The organism is Deinococcus deserti VCD115 (genome assembly GCF_000020685.1).
GTDB lineage: Bacteria > Deinococcota > Deinococci > Deinococcales > Deinococcaceae > Deinococcus > Deinococcus deserti.
This window is the reverse complement of sequence record NC_012529.1, coordinates 277,639-303,820: the sequence shown is the minus strand read 5'-3', so window position 1 is coordinate 303,820 and position 26,182 is coordinate 277,639. Positions and strand designations below refer to the sequence as shown.

At 62.8% G+C, this 26,182-nt stretch carries 18 protein-coding genes; 8 read left to right on the top strand and 10 right to left on the bottom strand.

Features of this window, described 5'->3' with window-relative positions:
* Window positions 1-100 precede the first annotated feature (100 nt).
* Window positions 101-1,900 carry a S8 family serine peptidase gene (locus tag DEIDE_RS15965; protein WP_012695363.1) on the bottom strand — a complete coding sequence of 600 codons (1,800 nt, stop codon included), beginning with the start codon at window positions 1,898-1,900 and terminating at the stop codon, window positions 101-103.
* Window positions 1,901-2,105: 205 nt separating this feature from the next.
* On the opposite strand from DEIDE_RS15965, the gene DEIDE_RS15960 reads away from it, so the two are divergent.
* The gene (locus DEIDE_RS15960) at window positions 2,106-4,592 is read left to right on the top strand and encodes a transcriptional regulator (RefSeq protein ID WP_041227903.1); all 2,487 of its coding nucleotides are present in this window, start codon (window positions 2,106-2,108) and stop codon (window positions 4,590-4,592) included.
* 162 nt (window positions 4,593-4,754) lie between these two features.
* Here the strand turns inward: DEIDE_RS15960 and DEIDE_RS15955 are convergent, their stop codons facing one another.
* From DEIDE_RS15955 to DEIDE_RS19270, 3 genes are all read right to left on the bottom strand, one after another.
* The gene (locus tag DEIDE_RS15955) at window positions 4,755-5,342 is read right to left on the bottom strand and encodes a DUF1648 domain-containing protein (protein WP_012695360.1); all 588 of its coding nucleotides are present in this window, start codon (window positions 5,340-5,342) and stop codon (window positions 4,755-4,757) included.
* A gap of 75 nt (window positions 5,343-5,417) precedes the next feature.
* Complete coding sequence (locus tag DEIDE_RS15950; protein ID WP_049760563.1) at window positions 5,418-6,572, bottom strand: GGDEF domain-containing protein; 1,155 nt, start codon at window positions 6,570-6,572, stop codon at window positions 5,418-5,420.
* A gap of 340 nt (window positions 6,573-6,912) precedes the next feature.
* Complete coding sequence (locus tag DEIDE_RS19270) at window positions 6,913-7,170, bottom strand: response regulator (RefSeq protein WP_162485709.1); 258 nt, start codon at window positions 7,168-7,170, stop codon at window positions 6,913-6,915.
* A gap of 715 nt (window positions 7,171-7,885) precedes the next feature.
* On the opposite strand from DEIDE_RS19270, the gene DEIDE_RS15940 reads away from it, so the two are divergent.
* Window positions 7,886-10,768: a bifunctional diguanylate cyclase/phosphodiesterase gene (locus DEIDE_RS15940; protein WP_012695357.1), complete on the top strand. Its 2,883-nt coding sequence runs from the start codon at window positions 7,886-7,888 to the stop codon at window positions 10,766-10,768.
* A gap of 126 nt (window positions 10,769-10,894) precedes the next feature.
* Here DEIDE_RS15940 and DEIDE_RS18230 read toward each other — a convergent pair whose 3' ends face one another.
* The 4 genes from DEIDE_RS18230 to DEIDE_RS18755 form a co-directional block, all read right to left on the bottom strand.
* Window positions 10,895-11,764 carry a hypothetical protein gene (locus tag DEIDE_RS18230; RefSeq protein ID WP_049760562.1) on the bottom strand — a complete coding sequence of 290 codons (870 nt, stop codon included), beginning with the start codon at window positions 11,762-11,764 and terminating at the stop codon, window positions 10,895-10,897.
* A 245-nt stretch (window positions 11,765-12,009) separates the two neighbouring features.
* Window positions 12,010-12,753 (bottom strand): GNAT family N-acetyltransferase, encoded by a 744-nt coding sequence (locus tag DEIDE_RS15930; RefSeq protein ID WP_012695355.1) that lies wholly within the window; start codon window positions 12,751-12,753, stop codon window positions 12,010-12,012.
* Between the two features lie 120 nt (window positions 12,754-12,873).
* Window positions 12,874-15,381, bottom strand: a complete 2,508-nt coding sequence (locus DEIDE_RS18225; RefSeq protein ID WP_012695354.1) for a GAF domain-containing protein — start codon at window positions 15,379-15,381, stop codon at window positions 12,874-12,876.
* Window positions 15,382-15,611: 230 nt separating this feature from the next.
* Window positions 15,612-15,995 carry a hypothetical protein gene (locus DEIDE_RS18755; RefSeq protein WP_012695353.1) on the bottom strand — a complete coding sequence of 128 codons (384 nt, stop codon included), beginning with the start codon at window positions 15,993-15,995 and terminating at the stop codon, window positions 15,612-15,614.
* A gap of 489 nt (window positions 15,996-16,484) precedes the next feature.
* Here DEIDE_RS18755 and modA point away from each other — a divergent pair, with 489 nt between their 5' ends.
* Together modA and modB are read left to right on the top strand one after the other, a co-directional pair.
* Window positions 16,485-17,249 carry a molybdate ABC transporter substrate-binding protein gene (gene modA, locus DEIDE_RS15920; protein WP_012695352.1) on the top strand — a complete coding sequence of 255 codons (765 nt, stop codon included), beginning with the start codon at window positions 16,485-16,487 and terminating at the stop codon, window positions 17,247-17,249.
* Window positions 17,250-17,912: a molybdate ABC transporter permease subunit gene (gene modB / locus DEIDE_RS15915; RefSeq protein WP_012695351.1), complete on the top strand. Its 663-nt coding sequence runs from the start codon at window positions 17,250-17,252 to the stop codon at window positions 17,910-17,912.
* A 114-nt stretch (window positions 17,913-18,026) separates the two neighbouring features.
* Here modB and DEIDE_RS15910 read toward each other — a convergent pair whose 3' ends face one another.
* Together DEIDE_RS15910 and DEIDE_RS15905 are read right to left on the bottom strand one after the other, a co-directional pair.
* A complete protein-coding gene (locus DEIDE_RS15910) occupies window positions 18,027-18,533 on the bottom strand; it encodes a MerR family transcriptional regulator (RefSeq protein ID WP_012695350.1) in 507 nt (168 codons plus the stop codon).
* Window positions 18,530-19,504 (bottom strand): NADPH:quinone oxidoreductase family protein, encoded by a 975-nt coding sequence (locus DEIDE_RS15905; RefSeq protein ID WP_012695349.1) that lies wholly within the window; start codon window positions 19,502-19,504, stop codon window positions 18,530-18,532. The genes DEIDE_RS15910 and DEIDE_RS15905 overlap by 4 nt, the downstream gene beginning before the upstream one ends.
* 135 nt (window positions 19,505-19,639) lie before the next feature.
* Here DEIDE_RS15905 and DEIDE_RS15900 point away from each other — a divergent pair, with 135 nt between their 5' ends.
* The 4 genes from DEIDE_RS15900 to uvrA all read left to right on the top strand — a co-directional run bounded on the left by DEIDE_RS15900 (window position 19,640) and on the right by uvrA (window position 26,181).
* A complete protein-coding gene (locus DEIDE_RS15900) occupies window positions 19,640-21,436 on the top strand; it encodes an acyl-CoA dehydrogenase (RefSeq protein ID WP_012695348.1) in 1,797 nt (598 codons plus the stop codon).
* Window positions 21,436-22,260: an alpha/beta fold hydrolase gene (locus tag DEIDE_RS15895; protein WP_012695347.1), complete on the top strand. Its 825-nt coding sequence runs from the start codon at window positions 21,436-21,438 to the stop codon at window positions 22,258-22,260. Before DEIDE_RS15900 ends, DEIDE_RS15895 begins: the two co-directional genes overlap by 1 nt.
* A 43-nt stretch (window positions 22,261-22,303) precedes the next feature.
* Window positions 22,304-23,560: an MFS transporter gene (locus DEIDE_RS15890; protein ID WP_012695346.1), complete on the top strand. Its 1,257-nt coding sequence runs from the start codon at window positions 22,304-22,306 to the stop codon at window positions 23,558-23,560.
* 80 nt (window positions 23,561-23,640) lie between these two features.
* A complete protein-coding gene (gene uvrA, locus DEIDE_RS15885) occupies window positions 23,641-26,181 on the top strand; it encodes an excinuclease ABC subunit UvrA (RefSeq protein ID WP_049760561.1) in 2,541 nt (846 codons plus the stop codon).
* The last annotated feature ends 1 nt before the right edge of the window (window position 26,182 follow it).

The window sequence follows — 26,182 nt, the reverse complement described above, 5'->3', positions numbered from 1 at the left end:
TTACAAGCCCTGACCCCCACGCCATGATGAGCCCAGGCTAGGGCATCCTCAACACAGAAGGCCCTGCCTCGTCCGGCAGGGCCCTGGGTCATGTGCCTTCTTACTTCAGTACGACGACTTTGTCGACTTCAGCCGTGCCTGAGTAGGTCGTCGCAGCATTCAGATAACCCCTCAGCTCCACGGTCCAGGTTCCAGCCACCGGGTTGGACACGGTGACGGCCTCACCCGTACTGACGCCCTGGGCACTGGAAGCCATCAGCTGACCTGCCGGATCATAGACATACAGATCAAGGTCATACACGGCGTTGCCCCACTCGGTGGCCACCCTCAGCGCGCTGCTTCCCGCGGGAACACTGACGGCGTGTTTGTCGCTGGCATTCACCGCACAGTTCGCCCCAGGGACGCATGCGGCCGGGCTGACGCTGCTGCTCCAGCCTGGCAAAACGGTGGTCTCGACCGTGGTGCGCTTGGGGTTCAGCCGTGCGGCTTCGCGGACCGCAGCGTGAGCGTCGACGTAACCGTAGCCGACTTCCCATTGCTCGCGCCGCGTGGTGGTGCCGGAACTGGCGCTGTACATCTCACGGCTGGTCTTTTTGAACACATTCAGCACCGTGTCGAGATTCAGGCCTGGATTGGCCTCCAGCATCAGGGCGATGACGCCACTGATATGCGGGGTGGCCATGCTGGTACCACTGATCGTGGAGTACTGGGCGTTGTCCAGGTCAGGCAAGGTGGTGGCCGCGACGCCGGTGGTCGCCCGCGCAGCACTGATCTTCACGCCCGGTGCGGTCACGTCGGGGTGAACGTTGGCGTCCCCTGCAACTCCCCGGCTGCTGAAGCTTGCCAGTGCGCCCTTCTTGTCGCCCGCTGCCACGCTGATCACGCAGGGACTGGCTGAATAGGGATTCAGGGTATCGGCGTTCGGGCCTTCGTTGCCCGCTGCGAAGACCACAATCATTCCAGCGTCGTAGGCGCGCTTCGAGGCCAGATTGATGGGGTTGTACGGAGCGAACTTGCCGCTTGTTCCCCAGGAATTGCTGATGATCCGCACGTTATGGTTCTGGCGGACTTCGGGGCGCATCACGTAATCAAAGCCCTGCAGGGCGTACAGGATGCTCAGCCCGTCTCCAGCACCGACGCCCACCAGGGTGGCCCCCGGCGCCACGCCACGGCGGATGTGGGTACTGCCAGCCGACGCCTCGCCGCTGCCGCCTATGGTGCTGGCGACGTGGGTCCCGTGCCCACTGCTGGTGTCGGTATTGACCAGATCAACGTGCACCGCACCACCGACGGGGGAGTTGGTCACGGAGCCGACCAGTTTGACGTTTTTCGCCACGTGGTCAAGGTCGGCGTGCGTGCCGTCCACACCGGAATCAATAATGGCCACACCGACGCCCTTGCCGCTGACGCTGTAAGTGCTCTGGGCCGTATCTGCACCAATGAACGAGACGCTTTCGGCCAGGCTGTAGCGCAGGGGTGCGTCCTGATAGATCGACAGCAGACCAGGAAGATTCTGTTCCAGGTCCTGGATCAGTTCAGGGGTCACCATGGTCCGTACGGCCACCATGGGCAGGTGGGTCAGCGCCCCCAATCCATTGCCCGGATCCACTGCCAGGTTCGAATCCATCCAGGTAATGGCCCGGCCCTTGCTGGCGTCGTCCACGAAGGACAGGATCAACGTGGCGACTTCGCCAAAACGCATGGCGTTGTCTACCTGGACCCGATTTGGGGCGGCGGCATACATCGCCTGGCAGGCACTCAGGCTATTGCCCTGGGCCGAGAGTGAACCGGAAAGGCTGGCTGCTGGGGTCGTGCCTGGTACCGAGGTCTGGGGCGTACCCTGACCGCAGGATGCAAGCAGAAGGGTGATGCAGAGGGTGTACGGGGTGAGCTGTTTCATCGTGCGGCTCCTCAGGGCAACAAGGCAGGGGAAGGGACAATACGGTTGAGCTATTTGACCGCCTTGCCCTCAAAAAAAGCTCAAATAAGCTTCAGGCATACCTCCAACAGCGGGGGTACTGCACTACACTTAAGAAAGAGTCAAGCCGCACCCATATTGCGGGCCGCAATGAAAATACCGTTGCACACAGGGTTATATTGGAACGATGGACACCCTGCCTGCCCGGCTGCGAGGGCGTCTTCATGAGGGTCTGCACGGCGTAGTGGCTCCGGTTGAAGTAGGTGCCGGCCAGCCCGCTTTACGCAAGTGGGCACGCGCGGCCAGCTGGACTGTACTGGATGCGCTCCCCGGACCGGGAGCGAGACGCTGGCTGTGGTGCCCTGCGACACACACGGACCTGCGCAGCCTGTCAGGGGAACATTACGCTGCCCTGATCCTGAGCATGAGTGACCTCAGTCCTGACGAGGATGACTGGAATGCTGCCCTGTCAGGAGCGAGCCCTGACTGGCGGCAGCAGACCTTCGCTGCCTTCGGCCGCTGGCCGGCGGCCATGGAACTGCTGGCCCGGCTGCTTGCTCAGCAGGGAACCGAGAATCTCCCGCCTGTCGAGGAACTGCACCGCCATCCGCTGATGAGCGTGCTGGTCGCTCCTTACCAGCCTTCTGGCTCTCTCAGGGCTGCTGCCGTTCAGCTGGCAGCTGCCGCGCTGGTGACACCCGCCGTGGCTGATGGTCTGGACGTTGAACGCCATCATCTGGAAACCCTGAGCGACGAAGGATGGTTGTGGCCGTCACCAGGCGGCTGGGCATTTCCTGAACTGCTCCGGCGGACCCTGGCCCCGGTCCCGGACCCACGAAGGGCAATCCGAGCCGCTCAGGCGCTTCAGGCCGCAGGACATATGCCGGAGGCTCTGCTCACCCTGGCAACGGCGCAGGCCTGGAGCGAATATCTGGAACTGCTGGCGCAGAATGCCCGCGCGGGGCAGGGTGAAGCGACGCTGCGGGAGCAACTGGCCAGCGTGCCGGAGCACTGGCGTCAGGCACCGGCTGCACAGTATCTGGCCGGGCTGCTGGCACGCAGCGCCGGAGATCTGAACGAAGCTGAGGCGCTGTACTCACAGGCACTGAGCGGCCTGCCGGAGCCCCTGGTGGCCACGGTACACAACGCCCGGGGAGTGGTGCGGGCGATGCGGGGCTCAACCGAAGGTGCCCTGGCCGACTTCGAAGTTGCCGAAGCAGGCAGTGGGGTCACCGCGGGGGAAGCCAGTCAGAACCGCGCTCTTCTGCTTATTCAGACCGGGCGGCATGCCGAAGCCGAACTCAGCCTCGGCCGGGCGGTGGCTGCGTTTCGTGCCGCGGGCGATTCCCAACGCGAGGCCCGCAGCCTCGAAACTCTGGGCGGATTGCAGTTTGGCCGTGGCCTGCTTCGTGAAGCCCTGCCGCCCTATGCCAAGGCGCTGACCTTGTATGCCGGGTATCCCCGGGATGCGGCGATGACTCACCTCAATCTGGCTGAAGTGCACGCTGCGCTGGGTGATGTCGTCAGTGCCGAATCCGAGTTGCATCTGGCCCAGGCGTTGATGCGTGCCCGGGAAACCGACGGCGACGTAGCTGGGTGGGCGTTACGGGTCCAGGCGCTGCTGGCCCTGCACGGCGGTCAGCCCTCACAGGCCCTGCACTGGCTGGGTCAGGTGCAGACCGCAGACCGCACGCTCCATGCTGAAACATCGTTGCTTCTGGCCCGGGCCTACCGTGAAGCCGGTGATCCCGAACGCGCGGCCGTTTCCCTGGAGGGGGCGCGGCAGCTGGGCCTGCGTGCCGACCTGGAAGCGGCCTTGCAGGGCCAGGGAGATCTGGACAGGGTGATTGCTGAGGCTCGTGGCGAAGAGGCCCGGCTGGAATTGGCCACGGCCCTGCTGGAACGGGGCAACGGGGATGATCTCACCGAGACCCTGGAGCTGATCCGGACGCATGGATACCTGCCTTTGTTGAGCAGCCGCGCGGCCGGCACCCTGGTCAGCATGGCCCAGGACGCGGAGACACGCGCTTTGTTCCCTCTGCGGGTGCAGGCGCTGGGTCCGTTGCGGGTCCAGCATGCTGGGCGGACACTGCAGCTGGTTGACTTTCCAACCCGCAAGAGCGCGGCGTTGCTCGTGGCTCTGGCTCTGTCACAGCGGCCCCAGAACCGCGAAACGCTGGCCGAGCGCTTCTGGCCTGGGGCCAAGAACCCGGTGGCAAGCCTGCAAACGGCCCTTTATCATCTGCGCAGTGTCTTTGGCACACCGCTGGTCACGACCGAGAGGGGACAGGTGTCGATGCTCTTTCCGGTTCATAGTGATCTGGATGAGCTGCGCAGCGCACTCAACGGGCCGGATCTGGCGCGCCTGGCAGAACTGCTGCGGCCCATGACGGCGCCGCTGAGCGTGTTTTCAGACCTGCCGACCGAATTGCCCGAGGAACGTGAACAGGCCGAGCGCCTTGTGCACGACGCCTTGAGAATTCATGTCCATGCTCAGCCTGCCGGTGATGCCCGAAGGCGTGACGCCCTGAGGGTACTGATCACCGCAGATCCCCTGGACCTGGACAGCCGTATGGATCTGATCCGGTGGCATGAACTGCACGGCGAACAGGAAGCTGCGGAACAGGAGCGGCGGCACCTGGAGCAAGCCCGGCAGGATCTTGAAGCCCCGTAACTGCTCAGCTGAACTCACGTATGGATTCCGTTGTCTGACTGGACGGCTGAGCCTGAAGTGCAGGCAGCAAAATGTCGGGCTGATGTCGTTCTAAGAAACCCGGTACGCCCGGAGGACGGACCACAATCCGGTATTCACGCCCATAGCGGAGAGTTAAAAGGTTCAGCCGGTGGTGCGGCGCCGGTCGTGCCGTGCCCCCAGAACAACAAACAGCAGAATACCGCCCAAGCCCAGCAGCACCGTCGCGGTCATCCAGCTTGCCTGTGGGGCCAGCAGACTCATGAAGACCACGGCCGTCCCATAGGTAAGCCAGGCGCGCCCAAGACGCCGGAGCGTACTGGCAGAAAGCGGCGGGCCGCTTAAGCTGCTGGGCTCAGATTGAGCTAGCGCAGGACCCATCAGTATGAACAGGACACCCAGGCCCATCATGGTGGCGCGGAAACTGTCCCAACCAAAGGCTTGCGCGGTGGTGTGGGCCAGAGCCAGGAGGCCCAACCCGAGGACACTCACGCGGAGCAGGGGTGCTGAGGTAGGTCGGGCGGGAGACGCGGCCAGAACCAGCAGACTCGTAAACAGCAGAACACCCGGCAACATGAACAGCCCCTCCAGCGGACTCCCCCAGCGGTCGGGTTGACCGCTGGGGCCCCAGTGAATGGGTATACGAGAGGATTGCTGAGGTAAGGCCCAGACGCCCACGGCAAAGCTCAGGCCGAAAGGGAGAAACAGCAGCCAGGCCGGAAGTGTGCGCATTACACCATGGTACCTGGCCTGCAAAGTACTTGCGGAAAGAAATCCGCTATTCACGCTATAAACAACGTGTTTGTGTCAGTCGTTGTGTGAGCCGGAAGCTACCCCGGTTGAGGCAAAAAAGTGTACCGCCTGTTTTCCATTCTGCTTCACGTGGTACATGGCCCGGTCCGCGTGACGCAGCAGGGTGGGGGCGTCCATACCGTCCTCGGGGAACATGCTGACCCCAACGCTCGCACTGATCTGTACGGGGTGTCCCGCAATGATCAGCGGCTGCTCCAGCGATTCCAGAAATCTCATCGCTACCAGCCTGGCTTCAGGTTCCCTGCTGTCCAGAAGCACGGCCGCAAACTCATCTCCGCTAACGCGCACCACCACATCCCGGGCCCGGCACGCGTCCCGGAGGCGACTGGCGACTTCCCGGAGAACCAGGTCGCCCCCCTCATGGCCCAGCGTGTCGTTGATACTTTTAAAGCCGTCCAGGTCAATGCTCAGAAGGCTGAAGCCTGTGGTGTTGGAGATATGCGTCGCCTCCTCCAGGGTCCGCTCGAGCTGCCGCCGGTTGGGAAGACCGGTCAGAGCGTCCACATACACCAGATGTTCAAGGTTCTGAGCATGGGCGACCGTCCGCACATGCTGATTGGCAAAACGGTAAACAATACCGGACAGAACGAACAGCGTGCAATTCGCAAGGTTAAGCTGAACCAAGGCGTTCAGAACCGATGGATCCGAGTCAGGTGACTTGATGATTCCGTACCCGGCAGAAATCGCCACGAGCAGCAGGACAAACAGACGGCCAGTCAATCGGGCGCGGTCCAGGCGTGTGGTGAAGAAGGCAAGCAGATATATCCCAGGAATCCAGAAAAAGGATTCGGTGAATTCAGCCAGCACGTTCAGGCCAGGGCTGGGGAAGAACAGCAGGGCAACCAGCTTGCTGAGAAAAAAGACGCTACTTCCAAGAAGCATTGCCCCAGTGACGTAAGGGTACGAGCGCGGCATGAGAAGAAGCACAGTTTCCAGCGCAAGCAGCGCAGTAAACATCAGCGGATGGGCCACACGGTCAAAAGGATTTTCCTGGCCCGACCGTACATCAGACACGATGGCAATAAGAAACGCGAAGGCGACAATCGGCAGAGTAATGGAAACTGTCCTGTACAGGTCAGCAGAAATAAGTGGCGAAGCCTTGGCATTGAGGGTACTGTTCTGGGTGTCCACGGTCTCCCTTTCCGCCACATCCTGAGGGTAAGCGACTTTGACGCTCTGCCTTTCATTCTAAAGGTAATGAACTGATGTGCAGGTTAAATACCCTGCCTGCACTCAGGTCACGTCATAAATGGACACAGCGTTTGCAGCTGACCAGCGACAACCAAATCGCGGTCCACTTAACTGTCAGAAGTGTCAGGTGACATTCAAGAGAAATCCATTATATAGGGGCATAACGGGCGCAACTTTGGCAGATTTCAGCCAAGCCTGCAGGCCACGAATGTTGACGCGCTCATTTCTTTGCAGCGCGTATCACAGCGCATAAATCCAGTTCTTGCCTGGAGTATGAAACGCCAGGCCTAAAACAGACTCAGGCCGACAGTCGCTGGGGCATGCACTCATTGACCAGTGTGGACAGGCCGCTGATGTATTCGCCCAGGGTCTCGCCCTTTTCGACGACAGGCAGGCTCAGCCCGGTCAATACCTGCCGGTGGCCGGAATGAGCCTGAAGTTCATGTCGGCGGCCCCACAGGACCACGGGCAGTGACCGCCACACCGGATGCAGATCCAGATGATGGAGGAAAGTTTCACTCTCCATATCAGGAAGAGTCACTGAAGCAATAATCATGGACGGCAGAGGAGAGGTTTCCAGATACCGCAAAGCTTCTTCCGCAGAAGCACAGATCATTGCATCAAATGCATACCCACACTTGCTGAGGGCTTTTTGAAGCAGGAGCCGGTCAGTCCTGTTTCCCTCGACAAGAAGTAGCGGGTATGTAAGGTTCATGTTGGCATCCTCCACTAAGGTGCGTTTTGTGACATGGCAGGCAGCTAAAGAGGCTTTGATATTGAAGTTTCGACAAAGTTCAGTTCAACGAAAGCTCAATGTTGGCTATAGATACCAGGCTGGCTATCAGCGTGGATTGTGTTGTCTGGTCCTGACATTGAACCCCTAAATAAGCTGGCAAAAAGTGTACGAAGCCGTGAATAACAGTTGCTCCAGAGCGACCTTTTGAGGGTCTCCAGGGGTTCCTGCGTCCTCCTGCTCAATCAAAAACCGTGTGCTTTGGGGAGAGGATTTGCCTCTGCCCCTGGCGTACCTATGAGAATTTCATGCGCTGAGTAGCGGTTTTCCACAAAATGGCCAGTGCTCGGCACACAATCCAACGTGCGGGAGATGACCGGGCCTCCGGCTGACTTAGTCGTGGGTAGCTGAACCTTTTTCCCCGCCAGGGCGGTCCACGCCGCGCAGGATGCCCACTATGCTGGAGCCATTATTCGGTGGTTCCAGCAGGTGCTTGAGCACCCCACCTGGTTCTACACCGGATACAGGAGGAACCGTTGTGGCTCTTACAGGCCGGGACACGATGTATCAGGAAGCTTTCGAAGCCATACCCTCGACGCTGGCTATCCTTGATCAGAATGGTGTGATTCTTGACGTCAACGACGCATGGATAAAATTCGGTGCCGAGAATGGACTGGAGATGGCTGATGCTGCGGTGGGCACAAATTACCTGAAGGTGTGTGATGCCAGTTCCCTGCCGGAAGCCCATGAAGTGGCCCGTGGTATTCGAAGCGTTTTAGACGGACAGCGCAGCATATATACCCACGTTTACCCCTGCCACAGTCCAGAAGTGCGCCGATGGTTTCAGATGCAGGTAACAGCTTTCGATGAGGGCCGCCGGGCAGTGCTGATCCATGAGGACGTCAGCACCTACAAGCTGGCGGAAGACTACATGCGCGAGCAGGCAGAGTTTACCCAGGCCCTTTTGACCAACAGTCCCGATTCCATACAGGTTCTGAGCCTGGAGGGCACTGTGTTGTGGATCAACGAACGAGGCCGCTTGGCGCTGGAAACACATCAGATTGGACCAATGGAGGCGGTTTCCGGCTCAGGCCTCTGGTCAGAGGAATCGCAACCCAAAATCCAACAGGCCCTGGAAGGTGTCCGGCGGGGAGAGGTAGCCCACGTTGAGGCGGCCAGCCTCACCCTGCAAGGTGCGTTCAGGTTCTGGGACATTGTCATGACGCCCCTGCGGGATGCCACGGGCACGCCAGCGCAGATCCTGGTGACTGCCAGGAACCTGACGGATCTGCAGAACGCCCGGCAGGAGGCCGCACAAAAAGCAGCGCAGATGACTGCAATTCTTTCCAGGATCGAGGAGGCCTTCTTGGCCATAGATACCGAATGGCGCCTGACTTACCTCAATCCGTCGGCCGAGCAGATTGTCCAGCGGTCAGCCGCTGATCTGCTCGGCCACGTGATCTGGGAACTGTTCCCAGACGCTCTGGACAGTGAGTTTCATCAGCAGGCCTCAGCAGCCATTCAGTCGCAGGGAAAAGGCGAGTTCGAAACGTTTTATGCCCCCCTGAACGTCTGGCTGAGACTGAAAATCTACGCTCACTCCACTGGGCTGACGGTTCTGATGCAAAACATCACGGGCAAGAAGGCCGAAGAGCAGGCTCAGGGAGACCGCAACGCCATCCTGGAAATGACAGTCCAGGGCAAGCCGCTCTCCGAGATCCTTCACCGGGTAGCCACGATGGTCGAGGCACAGGTGCCGGACTACGTGTGCGCTGTGCTCCTGCGGCAACGCGGCAGACTGGCGGTGTACGCTGCACCCAGCCTGCCACCGGAGGTGCGCCTGGCACTCAACGGTGCCCCTGATCATGACGGGATCTGCGGGCCTGCAGTTCTGAACGGAGAAGTTCTTATGGTAGAGGATCTCACGACAGATCCTGCCTACGCTGACTGGCAGATGGTTCTGCTGCCGCATCAGCTGCGGGCCTGCGTGTCACTTCCGGTCAAGGACGGGGGCCAGTCGGTGCTTGGGGCCATGACTCTCTTTGCAAAGTCGCCAGGGGTGCTGCCCCCGGAAGTGCTGAGGGTACTGGATAAGGCGCGGCATCTCACGGCCGTAGCTGTCGAACATCATCACCTGACTGAGCAGCTTAAGTATCAGGCGCTACACGATGCGCTGACTGGGCTGGCCAACCGGCAGCTGTTTGAAGAAAGTCTCCAGCGGGCCCTGGACGCTGCGCAGCACGTGGGTGGTGAGCTTGCTGTTCTCTTTATCGATGTAGACAATTTCAAAAGTGTGAACGACAGCCTTGGCCATGAGGCGGGAGATCAGGTCCTGCGGGAAATAGCCAGCCGCCTGAAGGGCTGTGTTCAGCACGGCGATACGGTGGCCCGGATCAGTGGAGACGAATTTACTGTCATTCTTCCGTTTGCTTCAGAATCTGACGCTCTGGAGGTGGCCCGGCAGATTACTGAGGTGCTGTCGGACCCCATGCACGTGGTTGACCGCCAGATTAAGGTGAGTGCGTCGATCGGAATCACCCTGACGCCTGAGGGGGGTAGCGACCCTGAAATGCTGCACCGTACCGCTGACCTGGCGATGTATCACGCCAAGAGCCGCAAGATGAGCTTCGCGGTTTTCCGCAGTGAGATGAACCGCCGTGCGTACGAGCGCTTTCAGCTCACTTCGTTTTTGCGCCAGGCCGCCGAGCACAACGATTTCGAGTTGCACTATCAGCCGCTGATCCGCCTGTTCGATGGTCAGCTGACCGGGGTCGAAGCGCTGGTCCGGTGGCAGCATGAGGAACTGGGCGCCGTCTCGCCAGAACGCTTTATTCCGCTGGCCGAGGAAACTGGCCTGATCGAGTCCATCGGAGCGTGGGTGCTCAAGGAGGCATGTCGTCAAGGCGTGCTGTGGCAGGCCCAGGGGCATTCGCAACTCCGGGTCGCCGTTAATGTTTCCGCACTTCAGTTTGAGCGCAGAAATTTCGTGGAAACGGTTGCCCGTTGTCTGGAAGAAACTGGGTTTCCCGCAGAACAACTGGAACTGGAGCTGACAGAACGAGTCATCATGCGTCAAGTAGAAGAATCAGTCTGGCGGATGCGTCAGCTCCGGGACCTGGGTGTCTGGATTTCCGTGGATGATTTCGGGACCGGCTACTCGAGTCTCAGTTATCTGCCACGTCTTCCTATCAATATTCTGAAAATCGACCGTTCCTTCGTTACTGGTCTGAGCGAAACGTCTCCTACCTTTCCCGTCGTCCAGGCAATTCTGAGTCTCGCCCGCAGTCTGCACCTGGAGGCTATAGCCGAAGGCATTGAAACCAACGAGGAACTGAGTGTCTTGAAGCACCTGGGATGTGACCTGGGCCAGGGTCATTTCTTTGGACGTGCCAAACCTGCCAGCAGGACGAGACTTCTGTAACGCATCCGGAGAACCGGTCCGTAGTGCGAACTGTTGTCTTGTCGGCAGCAGCAAGCGACCAGTCACACTGGACCACTGAACGCAAAAAGCAGGGCCGGTCATGGCCCTGCCTGCGGCTGTTTTTGTCTACCGGGTTGGAACCCGGGCCAAAAGAACTGTAGTTACCCCGTAGGCCTGCCAGACCGAGAGTCGGATGCGTTCACCGTTGCGCTCCAGAATCATGACCTGACGCTCTCTGCCGCTTGGTTGGGCAGAGGCTGCCGTGTCGTCTGCCGCTTCCGTGTCGCTTGCCGTGTCTGTTGCTGCCGTGTCCGTGCCGCCAGTGGTGGTGCCGCCGGCTGCAGCCGTCCCTGTGCCTCCCGCAGCGCTCCCGGTGGTACCCGTACCCGTGGCTGTGCCACCTGTGGCTCCTCCCGTCGCAGTGCCGCCCGCCGTACCTGTGGCCCCCGCTGGCGCCGCGGCGCCTGCTGCTCCAGTCGCGGCGCCCGAAGCACCCGTCGCTGGAGCTGAGCTTCCTTCCGAATCCTCCGAGGCGTCGGCGGCTGTTGCGGGGGTCGCGAAAGGAATGGTTTCGCTCGACACTTCTGTGAAGCCAGCCGCCGTCAGGGCCTCGGCATAACGCTCAAAAGCGTCGGCAACCGCACCTCGATAAAGGACAGCGACGCCCGAGACGGTTTCCACACTGCGAACGGGGGTGGCTCCCGTGAGGTAAGGCAGGGTGATGGGTCCGGAGGCAAGCGTAAATGTGGTTTGTGCAGGCAGTTCGGTGTCAGCCGTGCCGGGGGTTGTGGTGTCTGTTGTCTCCGTCTCAGGAGTTGCTGGCGGCTCTGCCTCCGTCGGTGGGGTCGGGGTGGCCGGAGGTGTGGTGGGCGGCGCTGGCGTCGTAGGCGGTGCAGGCGTCGTCGGTGGAGCCGGGGTCGTCTGCGCACTCACGGTTCCGAGGGCAAAGCAAAGAGCAGTAGTCAGCAGCGTGGAACGGAAAAAGGTTGGCTTCATCTGATCTCCTGAAAAAGAGAATAAAAAGGCCCACATGCTGGCCCTACGCCAGCATGTTCAGCGTAAGAGCCCCAGATGTGGGATGTCGTTCAATATCGCAAGGTTCACTTGGCCCAGGCTTGAGAGTCTTCATCACACACCCGAATGACCGTCAATGCATAGTGGTTCCGGACGCATGGGGCGCAGACCGAGGCTCAGAACTCTTCGGCGCGCTGTTGGGTGCAAAGAAGTGATCTTCCAGGTCCTTAGTGCTGGCCCTCCCCCCGGTGCCAGTAGGCTGGTGTCTCTCCGGCATCAAGCAGGCGCAGCGTATCGGTCCCGGCACGTTCCGAGAGCGCCTGGGCTTCGCGAGCGGCGCGCTCTGCGCCCAGCCACGCCCCCCAGTAGTGGCGCAGCGTAGCCGTGACCAGTGCGGTTTCTACACTGGAGGCGCCGTTCAGCGGTTGATACAGCAGGTCGAGGTCGGTCAGAGGGCCCCCATCAGGACCACCGACAGGTTGCCAGTACGGCACATCCACGGTGCGGTAGCCAAGAGCATGCAGTGCCCGGCGCCTCGCAACTGGGTCAGTCCCGGCCCGTGTCTCGGCTGCACGGTCTGCTGCCGACTGCCGTCCCGCATAGACGCTGTCGGCGAAGAGCCCGGACAGACCAGCGTCGCGGACTTCGCCCAGCCGGGCGGCATGTAGGGCCCGGCTGATCCCCTGTCCTCTGACTTCAGGTGCGACGGCCAGGAAGGAACTGAAGGCGGCCTCTGGCAACAGGTGGTATACCGTGCCTCCAAGCACCTTCCCTGCGCCGCTTTCGGCCACCAGAATGCGGTCCCGGCGCTCGCCCCGGCGCCCGCTGGAGACCAGCCGGGGAAACGCCGCAGGAGGAATAAGCATCTCGGGTGCGTAATAGCTGCGCTGCTGGATCTGTCCGAAGGCCAGCAGCGCTGGATCTGAAGACTCCGTAACGCGGCGAACATGAACATCCGGAGGCGCAGGCATGTCTTTACGGTAGCGCCGGGCCCTGGAAGGCGGATGATGGTCTGCGGTCCCCGCTCAGGGATCCTTCACAGGTGATCGCCGGCGCATATGGGGCGGTAACGCGAATTCCCAGCTCCGCGCCTACACTGCCCGCAGGGTAAAAAAGAACGTGGTGCCCTGTCCGAAAGTCGACTCCAGCCAGATCCGTCCACCATGACGCTCGACAATCTTTTTGCACACCGCCAGACCGATTCCGGTGCCCTGATATTGCTCCTGTCCATGCAGCCGCTGGAAGATCTCGAAAATGCGGCTGTGGTACTGCGGTTCGATACCAATCCCGTTGTCCTGCACGGCAAACCGCCACATGTTTCCGTCGCGCCGGGCAGAAACATGAACGTGAGCGACCACATCCTCGCGGCGATATTTCAGGGCGTTAGACATCAGGTTCTGCAGCAACTGGTCAAGCTGCGGCGCATCTGCGAGGACCAGCGGCAGAGGGTCGCTCGTTATCTGGTGTGCATGCATTTCGCCGTCTTCCGACAGCCTTCCAGCCACCTCCTTGAAGACCGCCTGAGTATCGGTGGGTTCGAGACTGTGCTGCGTGGTGTGTATGCGTGAAAAGGCCAGCAGATCGTCCACCAGGCGTTTCATATGCAGACCGCTGGTTACGATCTGACTCAGGTACTTCTGCCCGCGTTGATCAAGCTGACTGCCGTACCTGCTCTCGAGCAGGCCGGCGAAACTGGTGACCGCCCGAATCGGCGCCTGCAGGTCGTGCGACGCGATATAGGCAAACTGCTCGAGTTCCTGATTGCTCCGCTGCAATTCTGTGGCCTGAGCCTTGAGCTGCTCGGTACGCTCTTCAACGCGCCCTTCAAGCTCACTGTGGCTGTCCTGAAGTTGCTGGTACAGCCGGGCATTGTCGAGGGCCACGGCGGTTTGTGCCGCCAGCCCCAGGGTGACGTTTTCGGCGCGTTCAGTAAATATTCCCGCCTCCTCGTGGCCGAAGAACAGTCCTCCCAGCACTTCACCCGAGCGGGCTATGACGGGCACCGCCAGATAGCTGCGCACCGCCAGATGCCCTTGTGGCATGCCGTGATGCGGCGCGTTTTGTCCGTAGCGCGCATCCTGGGTCACGTCATCGACGCGAATGACCCCCTCACCGCGGAACGTCGGGCCGAAGATGGCTGTCGTGCGGGGCAACGGATAGCCTGCGAACGCCTCCCGGGGAACGCCGGATAATGCATACAGGGTGTGCGTTTCCTTGTTCCGATCGGTGGTGTTATAGAAAAAAGCGCCAAACTGTGCGCCAGTCAGTTCCACTCCTGCATCGGTCACGGCCTGCACTAGGGCGCTCAGTTCCAGCTCGGCAGACAGGGTCTGGCCAATCCGGTTCACGGTCGCGAGGATTTCGGCCTGGGCCCGCAGTTCTTCTTCCACCTGTTTACGCCCGGTAATATCCTGCACCAGCCCCAGCATGTGACCCTGACTCTGATCCTGAACCGTCAGGGAAAGGCCGTGTCCCCAGATCCAGCGGACCTCGCCGTCCGCACGGCGCACACGGCACTCAAAATCCCAGGGGAGGCCGCGTGCCAGCGCCGACTCATAGGTCTGGACAATCCTCTCCCGGTCCTCGGGGAGGACATGCTCAATGAACGAAGTGTAGGTCCAGTCCGGGTGCCCGTCCGGGTAACCGAAAATCGCGTCATGGCGGGCAGAACGCCAGGTGTTCTGAGTCCGTGAGTCCAGTTCCCAGTGACCGATCCCAGCCGCTTCCAGCATGACCCGCAGCTGCGCCTGACTTGTGCGGCGACCTGCCTCTGCCTCGGTTCGCCCAACCGCCTGTGAACACTGCTCTACCAGACTCAGCAAAAATTCCTGTTCAGCAGGATAAAAACGCCGCGCTTCCTCGAAGCTGAGGGCCAGCACGCCCCAGAGTTTTCCTTCGACCGTAAGAGGCAGGGCGGCGAGGCTGCGCGTCTGCTGGGCACGTACCCCCATAGACCCGGGGTAAAGCCGGTCGAATTCATCTCCGCTGACGAAGATGGCGCGTCCCCGCCGGACGGCGTCGCAAGGTGGAATGTCGAGATCCACGGAGAAACGTGCGAAGCGCTGGCGGAGTTCAGGTGTGTAGCCGACATCTTCCTGAAGTTCGAGCGAGGTGCCGTCGGCGCTGGGCGCAGCCAGCGCGCCCATATACGCACCGGCGGACGCCACTGCCTGTTCCAGCAGGACCCTGCCGACCTGCCTGGGTGTAGAGGCCTGGTTCAACCTGGCGGTCAGCTGCTGCAATGACTCGGTCCGTCTGACAAACGTGACGTCCCGCAGCTGCACCGCCAGCCCCTCAGGGGTTGGCACAATATGCACCCGCACCCAGGTGCTCATTGAAGGGCTGAACGCGTCGTACTCGACTGGACGCTGCAGTTCCAGGGCCCGCCGGCTTTCGCCTGGCCAGCGCCGGCTGAAGGCGTCCGGAAAATCCCGCTCCAGGTGCTTGCCGAGGACTTCGGCGGGCGTCAGATTGATCATGGCTGCCGCCGTACTGTTGGCATAGGTGAAATAGCCGGCGGCGTCCAGGGTAAAGATTGCGTCGCCTACGGCGTCCAGAAGATGGACCAGTGGAGGAGTCAGGACAGGGAAGAAGGTCATAGTTCAGATGCAAAACGGCCCTGGATATCCGTGCCAGACATGTTTTGGACGCTCAGCATAAAGCATCTGCGCCGGCGTTCTCGCTGGCATGCCTGCGGACGAACTCTGGACGAGTCAACGTACTGCAACAGAACTCCTCGGTTCGTGGTTTGTTGAAGCTGGAATCAGCCACCCTGATCATCTCGGGAAAAGTATTAAGCAGTGTGGTGTGACACTGAAAGCAAAGGAGTTCACGGTCCGAATGAGCCTGCAGGCTCTTTATCGGTTGAGTTCGTGCACGCCGCCTGTTGCGGTCCTGGCTCCTTTGCTTTCATGTCTGAACACCACAGCGCGCGGTATATACGCCGCATACCTTCACGTCCCGCTGCAATGGCACGAGCTAACGGAACTCCGTGCCGCAACGCCAGCTCAGGAACGTCAGGCCACTCAGGATCCAGACCCACCTTGGCGCGCGTGACGTCGCGCATCAGGCCAGTATCAGTGACCTGATCAGTCAGGACCTCCAGGATTTCATGGTCCGGTTCGCCTAATAAAGCCAGGTGACGCCGGACCATCAGCACCTGCACTGCACTAGGACCTGACCCTTCGTCAGGCCCCTTTTGAATTGTGGGCATGGCTGGAGGCTACTCCTCACTCGTTAGGATTTCGATAAAAGCGTTCAGTATATCGGGACAAAAAAACAAATATGGAGCATGTACTCGGTCAAACGTGGAATGCTTCATGGTTACCCTAAATATATATGTAATGAATACGTCCGCAACTGCATGGTTATGCGTCCGGAGGCTCAGGCTAGATTCCCGGTTTTTGGTGATCAAAAGCCAGCAGATCAGAAGGAACGAGGTGGCTGGACTCTGCAAGACGTGCGGTCTGACACAGCCAGCAGTTTCCCAGAGCTGTAGTTGGCAGGAGGGTCTGCTTCGCGTCCCAGCAGGTTTGAGGTCAGTTATGCGGGGAAAATTACGTCAGGTGCGCTGCACCGGACACGGTTGGTGACAGGCTCATGGTCCGCAGGGGAGGCTGCATATTGCACGCAGCCTCAGGAGGCGCTCCCGGCATTACTCTCAGGTTCTGGTGCTGCAGCTAAGTATCGGGGAAGGAGATTCATGGTGAAGTCTTTGTTTTGTACCGTTCTTGTGGCTCTGGCGTTGGGTGGGGCCCGGGCTGAAACGGCTCAGGTCGCTGCCGCTTCCGATCTGAAGTTTGTTCTGGATGAATTGATCAGCCGCTACCGTCAGCTGTACCCCACAGCTGATCCAGTACAGGTCAGTTATGGCAGCAGTGGCAACTTCGCGGCCCAGATCCGTAACGGCGCACCCTTCACGATGTTCCTGAGTGCAGACAGCAGCTACGCCCGGAAACTGGAAGAGGCGGGCCTGACAGTGCGCGGCACGCGCCGGGACTACGCGATTGGTCGACTGGTGATCTGGGTTCCCAAAGGCAGTCCAGTCGACGTGGCCAGGCTTGGTCCAGCGGCTTTGAATGACCCCCGTGTGCGCAAAATTGCGATTGCCAACCCGGCGCACGCTCCGTATGGTCAGGCGGCTTTGTCGCTGCTGAGGTCGTACAAGCTGGAGAGCACCCTGAAAGGGAAGTTCGTGCTGGCGGAAAACATTGCTCAGGCTGCGCAGTTTGCCTCTACGGCGGCTGACGGCGGCATTCTTGCCTACAGCCTGGTCAAAGCTCCTAGTTTTGCTGCGCTTGGAGGAGAGTACTGGCTTGCTCCACTGGGTCAGCACCAGCGACTGCAACAGCAGATGGTCATCATCAAAAATGGAGAAAATACCCGGCGCCTCTGGAGCTTTCTCCTCAGCCCTAGGGCCCGGGAGGTCTTCAGGCAGTACGGCTTCGTCCTTCCCAGGGAGCAATAATTGGACGCCCCTCTCCGTGAAGCCCTGCTGCTGACCCTCAACCTCGCGACCGTAACCAGCCTGCTGCTGCTGCTCGCCGGGTATCCGCTGGCCTTGTGGCTGGCACGCACCGCGGGCTGGTGGTCCACGCTGCTGCGGGCGCTGATCAACCTTCCACTGGTGTTGCCGCCGACCGTGCTGGGGTACTACTTGCTGGTCGGTATGGGGCGTGAAGGCCTGATTACTGACCTGACTGGCGTTCAACTCGCGTTCAGCTACCCCGGCCTGTTGATCGGGTCGCTGCTGTACAGCCTGCCGTTCGCTGTCGGGCCATACATCAGTGCTTTAGAGGGCCTGGACCCCAAATACGAGGATGCGGGGCGCGCACTGGCGCTGAACCGCTGGCAGCGGCTGCGCTTTGTGGTGATTCCGCTCACGCTGTCCGGCGTGGTCACCGGCACTGCCATGAGCTTTGCACACACCCTGGGGGAGTTCGGAGTGGTCCTGCTGGTGGGGGGCAATATTCCTGGGCAGACCCGCACAGCGGCGATTTATCTGTTCGATCTAGTTCAGGCCCTCGAATACGAACGGGCTGGTCAGCTGGCGTTCGGACTGCTGGTGACTTCAGCTGTCCTGCTGGTCCTGATTCAGCTGCTCGGCCGGCGGCTCATCGTGCGCGTATAAACGGAGTTCCGTGCGCATGGTCAGGCTCCAGGGAAGGACTTCAGCCAGACGGTCGCTGCGCCCGGAGAAGATCTGGCGGCATCAGCCTGAACAAGACCCACCCAGATGCGTGGCTCAGTCCCTGGAAGCGTTCGACTGCGCCTCGTCGGGCGGCACGTCGACGGGACTGATGGCTGGCACATCACCGCCGGTAAAGCGTTTGGTCAGCCAGCGGTCGAAACGGGCCAGGTTTTCTGCCTGCCGGTCGTAGGCATCGTGCAGCATCCGCAGCCGAGCATGAAGGGCGCGCAACCGGGCGTCATCCAGAGGCACGTCCTCTCGCCGCCAGTCACGCCGGTAGGTGCCGTCGACGTTATGTGTAGCGCGGCGCAGAATCACCATGTCACGCGCTTCCTCCAGGGGCAGGCCCAGAGCACGCAGGTCAATCAGGTCGCGCAGCAGCCTCAGCGAGTAGGGTGCGTACAGCGACCGGCCTGACACCGTGATCTGGTCCGGCGTGAGCAGTTGCAGTTCGGCATAGTGCATGACGGTCCGGCGTGTGACGCCTGCGGCGCGGGCCAGCTCGGCCGTGGTGTAGTACGTCACGGGGGTCGCCTGGGAGTGCTCGGGCCCGGAGGTCACGGCGTCAGCACGACCTTTCCGGTAACGCGGCGGTCAAGCAACGCGCGCAGCGCCTCACCGGTGCGCTCCAGCGGATAGCGTTCGCTGACCAGCGGGCGCACCTCGCCCTGGGCGATCCAGGCTGCGAGGCGTGAGAGGTTCCGGGTGTTGCCCTGCGGATCACGGCGCGCGAATTCACCCCAGAAGACGCCTACGATGCTCGCGCCCTTCAGCAGCGGCAGATTCAGCGGCAGGCGCGGAATTTCTCCACCGGCGAAGCCGATCACCAGATAGCGGCCACCCCAGGCGATCGACCGGAAGGCAGCTTCGGCGTAGCGGTCTCCTACGGGGTCGAAGATCACGTCCGGGCCCTGTCCGCCGGTCAGCGACTTAAGGCGCTCGCGCAGGTCCTCCGTGCTGTACTCGATGACCTCATCGGCGCCGTGCTGCCGGGCAACATCGCCCTTCTCAGGAGTGGAGACACCTGCAATCACCCGGGCCCCCAGAGCCTTACCGATCATGACGGCGGCGAGACCTACGCCGCCAGCCGCTCCAAGCACGAGCAGGGTCTCACCGGGCTGCAGGGCACCGCGCTGGATCAGGGCGTGCAGGCTGGTGCCGTACGCCAGCGGCAGGGTGGCTGCCACGTCCAGCGGCAATGCGTCAGGCAGCGGCATCACGGCCCGGGCGTCCGCCTTGAGGTGACTGGCAAAGGCGCCAGTTCCGGTAAAGGCAGCCACCCGCTGGCCGACCTGCAGCCCGGTCACACCTTCTCCTACAGCACTGATGCGCCCGGCTGCCTCAGCCCCCGGAGTAAAGGGGAGGGGAGGGCGCACCTGATACTGGCCCATGACCATCAGGGCGTCGGGGTAATTCACGCCCGCGGCTTCGACGGCAATGACCACTTCTCCTGGGCCGGGTTGCGGGTCGGGAAGCGTCTGGACGGTCAGGGTCTCGGGCTGGTCAAAGGTCTGGCAGATCACGGCGCGCATGGGGGTCTCCTTGAAAGGGGCGCAGGGGGCGGGGTCGGCAGGGGAATGGCCTATAGTAACGCTTACGTTCAAAGTAGACGTGCGCGGACACTCGCGCACCGTTCCCGACCTTCTTTCCCCCAGGAGATCTGCGATATGGCCCCCTTCCTGAGCAAACGAGACCTGAGTTTTCAGCTGTTCGAGGTTCTGAATACTGCTGCCTTGCCGGAGCGTCCCCGTTTTTCGGAGCACAGCCGCGAGGTGTACGAGGACATTCTGAACCTCGCGTACACGGTTGCAGACCGCCACTTTGCCCCGCATGCCCGGGAAGCTGATCTGAACGAACCGCATGTGGTGGACGGCAAGGTCAGGCTGGTTCCCGGCGTCGCGCAGGCTCTCGCCGCGTTTCGGGACGCCGGATTCTTCAGCGCCCATCACGACGAGGAGCTGGGCGGGCTGCAATTGCCCTGGGTGGTGATGCAGGCGGTGCAGGCGCACTTTCAGGCGGCCAACGTGGGAACGAGCGGCTACGCCTTTCTGACGATCGGTAATGCCAACCTGCAGCGGGTGTTCGCCTCACCTGAGCAGCAGCAGCGGTACATGCTGCCGCTGCTGGAGGGCCGCTGGCTGGGCACCATGGCCCTGTCCGAGCCGCACGCTGGGTCCGGGCTGGCCGACATCACGACCACTGCTGCCCCGCGTGGGGACGGGACCTACAGCATCACCGGAACCAAAATGTGGATTTCGGGCGGTGAGCACGAACTCAGTGAGAATATTGTCCACCTCGTGCTGGCACGGATTCAGGGCGCACCAGCCGGAGTCAAGGGCATCAGCCTGTTTCTGGTGCCACGCTACCGTGTCCAGGACGACGGCTCTCCGGGCGAATGCAACCACGTGGTGCTGGCGGGCCTGAACCACAAGATGGGCTACCGCGGCACCACCAACACACTGCTGAATTTCGGGGAAGGCGGCGAGACCATCGGCGAGCTTGTCGGTGAGCCTGGGCGCGGGCTGGCGCAGATGTTCTACATGATGAACGAGGCGCGTATCGGGGTCGGGATGGGCGCCGTCATGCTCGGCTACGCCGGCTATCTGGCCAGCCTGGAGTACGCCCGCGAGCGCCTGCAGGGGCGGCCCGCCAGCCAGAAGGACCCGCTGAGCCCGCCAGTCCCGATCATCCGGCATGCGGACGTGCGCCGGCTGCTGCTGCGCCAGAAGGCGTTCGTTGAAGGCGGGCTGGCGCTGGGACTGTACGCCTCAAGCCTGGTGGACGACCTGCAGACCGGCCCGGAGGACGGGCGCGAGGACGTCCATCTGCTGCTGGACCTGCTGACCCCGCTGGTGAAGTCCTGGCCCAGCAAATACAGCCAGGAAGCGCTCAGCGACGCCATTCAGGTGATGGGTGGGGCAGGCTACACGCGCGACTTCCCGGTCGAGATGTACTACCGCGACAACCGCCTCAACCCCATTCACGAGGGAACCGAAGGCATTCAGGGCAACGACCTGCTGGGCCGCAAGATCACCCAGGCTGGGGGCCGTGGCCTGCAGGTGCTGCTCTCCCGCATACAGGCCGATCTGCGCGCCTCAGAGGACCTCGATGGGCTCGACGAGATCCGTGCGGCCCTGGCCACAGCCGTGAACCAGAGCACCCAGGCCCTGCAGGCGCTGCTGTCCCAGGCCGGGCAGATCGGTCCGGACCTGTATCTGGCCAATGCCAACAGCGCGCTGGAAATGCTGGGTCATACCGTGATCGGCTGGATGTGGCTGCGTCAGGCGGCGGCGGCAGCCCGCGCCCTACCCACGGCCCGTGGCGACGACGCCGACTTCTACCGGGGCAAACTGCATGCCGCCCGCTTCTTCGCCACCCACGAACTGCCCCGTGTGCGCGCTCACGCTGACCTGCTGGCCAGCGTGGACCGCACGACCACCGACATGCAGGAGGCGTGGTTCTGATGCCAGCTTTTGCTCCGCCGAAAACGTTGAAGATCCAGGGGCGCACAGTCGCCTACAGCGAGATGACGCCGCCTGAACCGCAGGGCACGGTCCTGTTTCTGCCGGGACTGGGCGGCACGCGGCTGACCTGGCGCTCTCAACTGCCGGTGTTCGGGCGAAGGTACCGGGCCCTGAGCGTGGACCACCGAGACACTGGCGCCAGTGATCCAGCTCCGGACGACTACACCACAGCCGAGCAGGCGGACGACGCCGCGGCGCTGCTCCGCGCCCTGGACGCGGCGCCCGCGCACGTGGTGGGCCTGAGCATGGGCGGCTTTGTCGCCCTGAACCTCGCGGTGCGGCACCCGGAACTGCTGCGCAGCCTGACGCTGGTGGCCACCTCCGCCGGCGGAGAGACTCACGTCAAACCCGATCCGGCAGGGCGAGAAGCGCTGCGCCCCGACTTTTCCCTGAGCGCGGGAGAATGGGCGCTGCGCTCCACCCGGCTGATCACCGCGCCAGGCTGGATGGACGCCAACACCAGGCTGCATGCAGGGATTGCCGCCGGCGCCGACGAGTATCCGTTGACGCCCGAGGTCCACGCCCGCCAGTTCCGCTCCACCAAAACCCATGATGTGACTGGTGATCTGAGCCGGCTGGACCTTCCCACGCTCGTCATTCACGGCGACGCCGACCCGCTGGTCCGCTACGAGAACGGCGAGCACCTTGCACGCAGCATTCCAGGCGCACAGTTCATTACCTATGCCGGGACCGGGCACCTCCCGCCACTAGAGCGCTACGAGGACTTCAACCGCGACGTGCTGGCGTTCCTGGACGCGCACTAGCCGCCCCCTTCCGCCGGCACGCGCTTGGATGACACACTGAACCATGCAGCGTTCTGACGGTCCTTCTGCGCGCCTCTACTACGGCTGGGTGGTCGTCGCCGTGACCGTCGTCGCCCTGCTGCTGGCCGCTGGCGCCCGCAGTGCTCCAGGGGTGTTTCTGCTGCCCATGGAGCGTGACCTGGGCTTCTCGCGCGCCGAGCTGTCGTTCTCGGCCAGCCTGGGACTGCTGGTGTTCGGGCTGGCTGCGCCGCTTTCTGGACGGCTGATGGACCGCTCCGGGCCACGGCGTGTAGCGACCGCCGGGCTGGTGCTGGTCGCACTGAGTTTCTACCTCAGTACGCTGGCGCAGTCTCTGCTGGCGCTGCACCTCAGCTGGGGCCTGCTCAGCGGCCTGGGCACCGGACTGGTGGGGAGCGTGCTCGGAGCGACCGTGGCCAACCGATGGTTCGTGCGCCGGCGCGGCCTCGTGGTGGGTCTGTTCGGAGCCGCGACCAGCGCCGGGCAGCTGCTGTTCATTCCACTGCTGACCGGCTGGGCCCAGTCGCTGGGCTGGAGCGGCGGCACCCGGCTGATCGGCCTGGGGGCACTGGTGATCGCGCCGCTGGTGTGGGCGCTGCTGCGTGATCATCCTTCGCAGCTTGGCCTGCTGCCCGACGGTCCGGGGCAGGCCGGCACCCCGGTGCCCGTCAACCGCGCGCCGGATCCGCACGTCATGCGCCGCGCCCTGCGCCACCGCGACTTCTGGCTGCTGTCCCTGACATTTTTCGTGTGCGGAGCCACCAGCAACGGCATTATCGGCACCCACTTCATCGCTTTTTGCAGTGATCTGGGCCTGACGGCGGGCTTCGCGGCCGGCATGCTGGCCCTGATGGGCGCGTTCAACTTTATCGGCACGCTGGCCAGCGGCTATTTTACCGACCGGGTCGATCCCCGCCTCCTGCTCGGTGCGTTCTACGCCTTCCGGGGCCTGAGCCTGGTGATCCTGCCGTTTCTGCCGCCGGGGCTGGCCTTCACGGCGTTCGCTGTGCTGTTCGGCCTCGACTACATTGCCACCGTGCCCCCCACCACCGCCCTGGCAGCGGACATCTTTGGCCGCGAGAACGTCGGCACGGTGTACGGCTGGGTGTTCTGTGCCCATCAGGTGGGCGCGGCGCTGGCCTCCTGGCTGGGAGGCGTCAGCCGCGACGCTCTGGGCAGCTACAGTGCGGCGTTTATCGCAGCGGCAGTCCTGGCTGTGGCGGCGGCCGTGCTGGTGCTGGGCGTGACTCCATCAGCCCGGCGGGTCGCTGCGGCGCGGTAATGCGCCTGCGCTGAGCTTGTGTCTTTAGCAAACCTCCGGACTCCCGGCCCTGGTTGGGTTGCGGGCCGGATACTCCTGGGATGAACCCTGGCCGACCCTACAGTGACCCTCAAGGCGGCGGCTTCGTGCGCGTTCGTGGCGCGCGCGAACATAACCTCAAGGACATCTCGGTGGATGTTCCGCGTGACGCACTGGTCGTGTTTACCGGCGTGTCGGGCTCCGGCAAGTCGTCGCTGGCGTTCGGCACACTGTACGCCGAGGCACAGCGGCGGTACCTCGAATCGGTCTCGCCCTACGCCCGGCGGCTGTTTCATCAGCTCGGCGCGCCTGACGTGGACGCCATCGAGGGGCTGCCGCCCGCTGTGGCCCTGCAACAGCAGCGTGGGGCGCCCACCGCACGCTCCTCGGTGGGCAGCGTCACCACCCTGTCGAATCTGCTGCGCATGCTGTACTCGCGGGCCGGGGACTACCCGCCCGGGCAGCCGATCGTCTACGCCGAAGGGTTCTCGCCCAACACCCCGGAGGGTGCCTGCCCCAACTGTCATGGCCTGGGCCGGGTCCATGAAGTAACGGAAGCGTCCATGGTGCCGGACCCCTCGCTGAGCATCCGTGAGCGGGCCATCGCGGCGTGGCCCACGGCCTGGGGCGGCCAGAACCAGCGCGACATCCTGGTGACCCTGGGCTATGACGTGGACCGGCCCTGGCGTCAGCTGCCCCAGGAGCAGCGCGACTGGATTCTGTTCACCGAGGAGCAGCCGGTGGTGCCGGTGTATCCCGGTCTGACCCCCGAGGAAACGAAACGGGCCCTGAAGCGCAAGCTGGAACCCAGTTACATGGGAACCTTTTCCAGCGCGCGGCGGCACGTGCTGCACACCTTCGCCACCTCAGAAAGTGCGGCCATGAAAAAGCGGGTCCAGCAGTTCATGCTCAGCACCGAGTGCCCGGTGTGTCACGGCAGGCGCCTGCGGCGCGAGGCGCTGTCGGTGACTTTCGCCGGAATGGACATCACCGAGTTCTCGCGCCTGCCGCTCAAGGCTGTGGCGCAGGTGCTGCGCAGCCACGCCCAGGGAACTCCTGCCGCTGACGACAGGATGCACCCCGAGCAGGCCATTGCCCGGCAACGCATGGCCCAGGACCTTCAATCCCGTCTGGAGGTGCTGCTGGACCTGGGGCTGGGGTACCTGTCGCTGGAGCGGGCCACGCCGACCCTGTCGCCGGGAGAACTGCAGCGCCTGCGGCTGGCGACCCAGCTCTACTCGCACCTGTTCGGCGTGGTGTATGTGCTCGACGAGCCCTCGGCCGGGCTGCATCCGGCTGACACCGAGGCCCTGCTCACGGCGCTCGACGGCCTCAAGCGTGCGGGCAACTCGCTGTTTGTGGTGGAGCATGACCTCGACGTGGTGCGCCGCGCCGACTGGCTGGTGGATGTGGGACCGGCTGCTGGCGAGCACGGCGGGCAGATTCTCTACAGTGGCCCGCCGGCCGGTCTGAGGGATGTAGAAGCCTCCCAGACCGCACGCTACCTGTTCCGCGACGAACGGGTGGGTGACCACACGCCACGCGTGCCTGCCGGATGGCTGGAACTCCGCGGCGTGACCCGCAACAATCTGCAGGCGCTGGACGTGCGCTTCCCAATGGGCGTGCTTACAAGCGTGACGGGCGTGTCGGGCTCCGGCAAATCCACCCTGGTCAGTCAGGTGCTGGTCGAGGCTCTGGCGGTTCGGCTGGGACATGAACTTCCGGCCGAAACCGAGGACGACGACCACGCCGAGCCCCAGTCAGAGATGCCAGCCACCACAGCACAACTTGCAGGAGACGTGGACCGGGTGAGCCGGCTGGTCCGGGTGGATCAGAAGCCGATCGGGCGCACGCCGCGCAGCAACATGGCCACGTACACCGGGCTGTTCGACCATGTCCGGCGCCTGTTTGCTGCTACACCTCTGGCGAAGAAGCGCAAGTACGGCCCCGGGCGCTTTTCCTTCAATGTAAAGGGCGGCCGCTGTGAGCACTGCCAGGGAGAGGGCTGGGTGATGGTGGAACTGTTGTTTCTGCCCAGCGTATACGCGCCCTGCCCGGTGTGCCACGGCGCCCGCTACAACCCCCAGACCCTGGAAGTCGAATATGCCGGGCAGAATATTGCTGGTGTCCTGGGCATGACGGTGGACGCAGCCCGTGAGTTTTTTGCCGGGGAGCCTCCGGTCCGCCGCGCCCTGGATACTCTGGCCGAGGTGGGTCTGGGGTACCTGCGTCTGGGACAGCCGGCCACGGAACTCTCGGGCGGTGAGGCCCAGCGTGTGAAGCTGGCCACCGAACTGCAGCGCACGGGCCGCGGCCATACGGTCTACGTGCTTGATGAACCGACGACGGGACTTCATCCTGCAGACGTCGAACGTCTGCTGCGGCAGCTTGGGCGCCTGGTGGACGCCGGTCACACCGTGATTACTGTCGAGCATGATTTACAGGTGGTTGCCGGAAGCGACTGGGTGATCGATCTGGGACCGGGGGCTGGCGATGAAGGCGGCCGGATTGTGGCGGCTGGCCCCCCCAGCGAGGTGGCGGGCGACAAGCAGAGCCGCACCGCGCCGTACCTGCGCCGGGTACTTGGCGCAGGGGCCGGCTGAC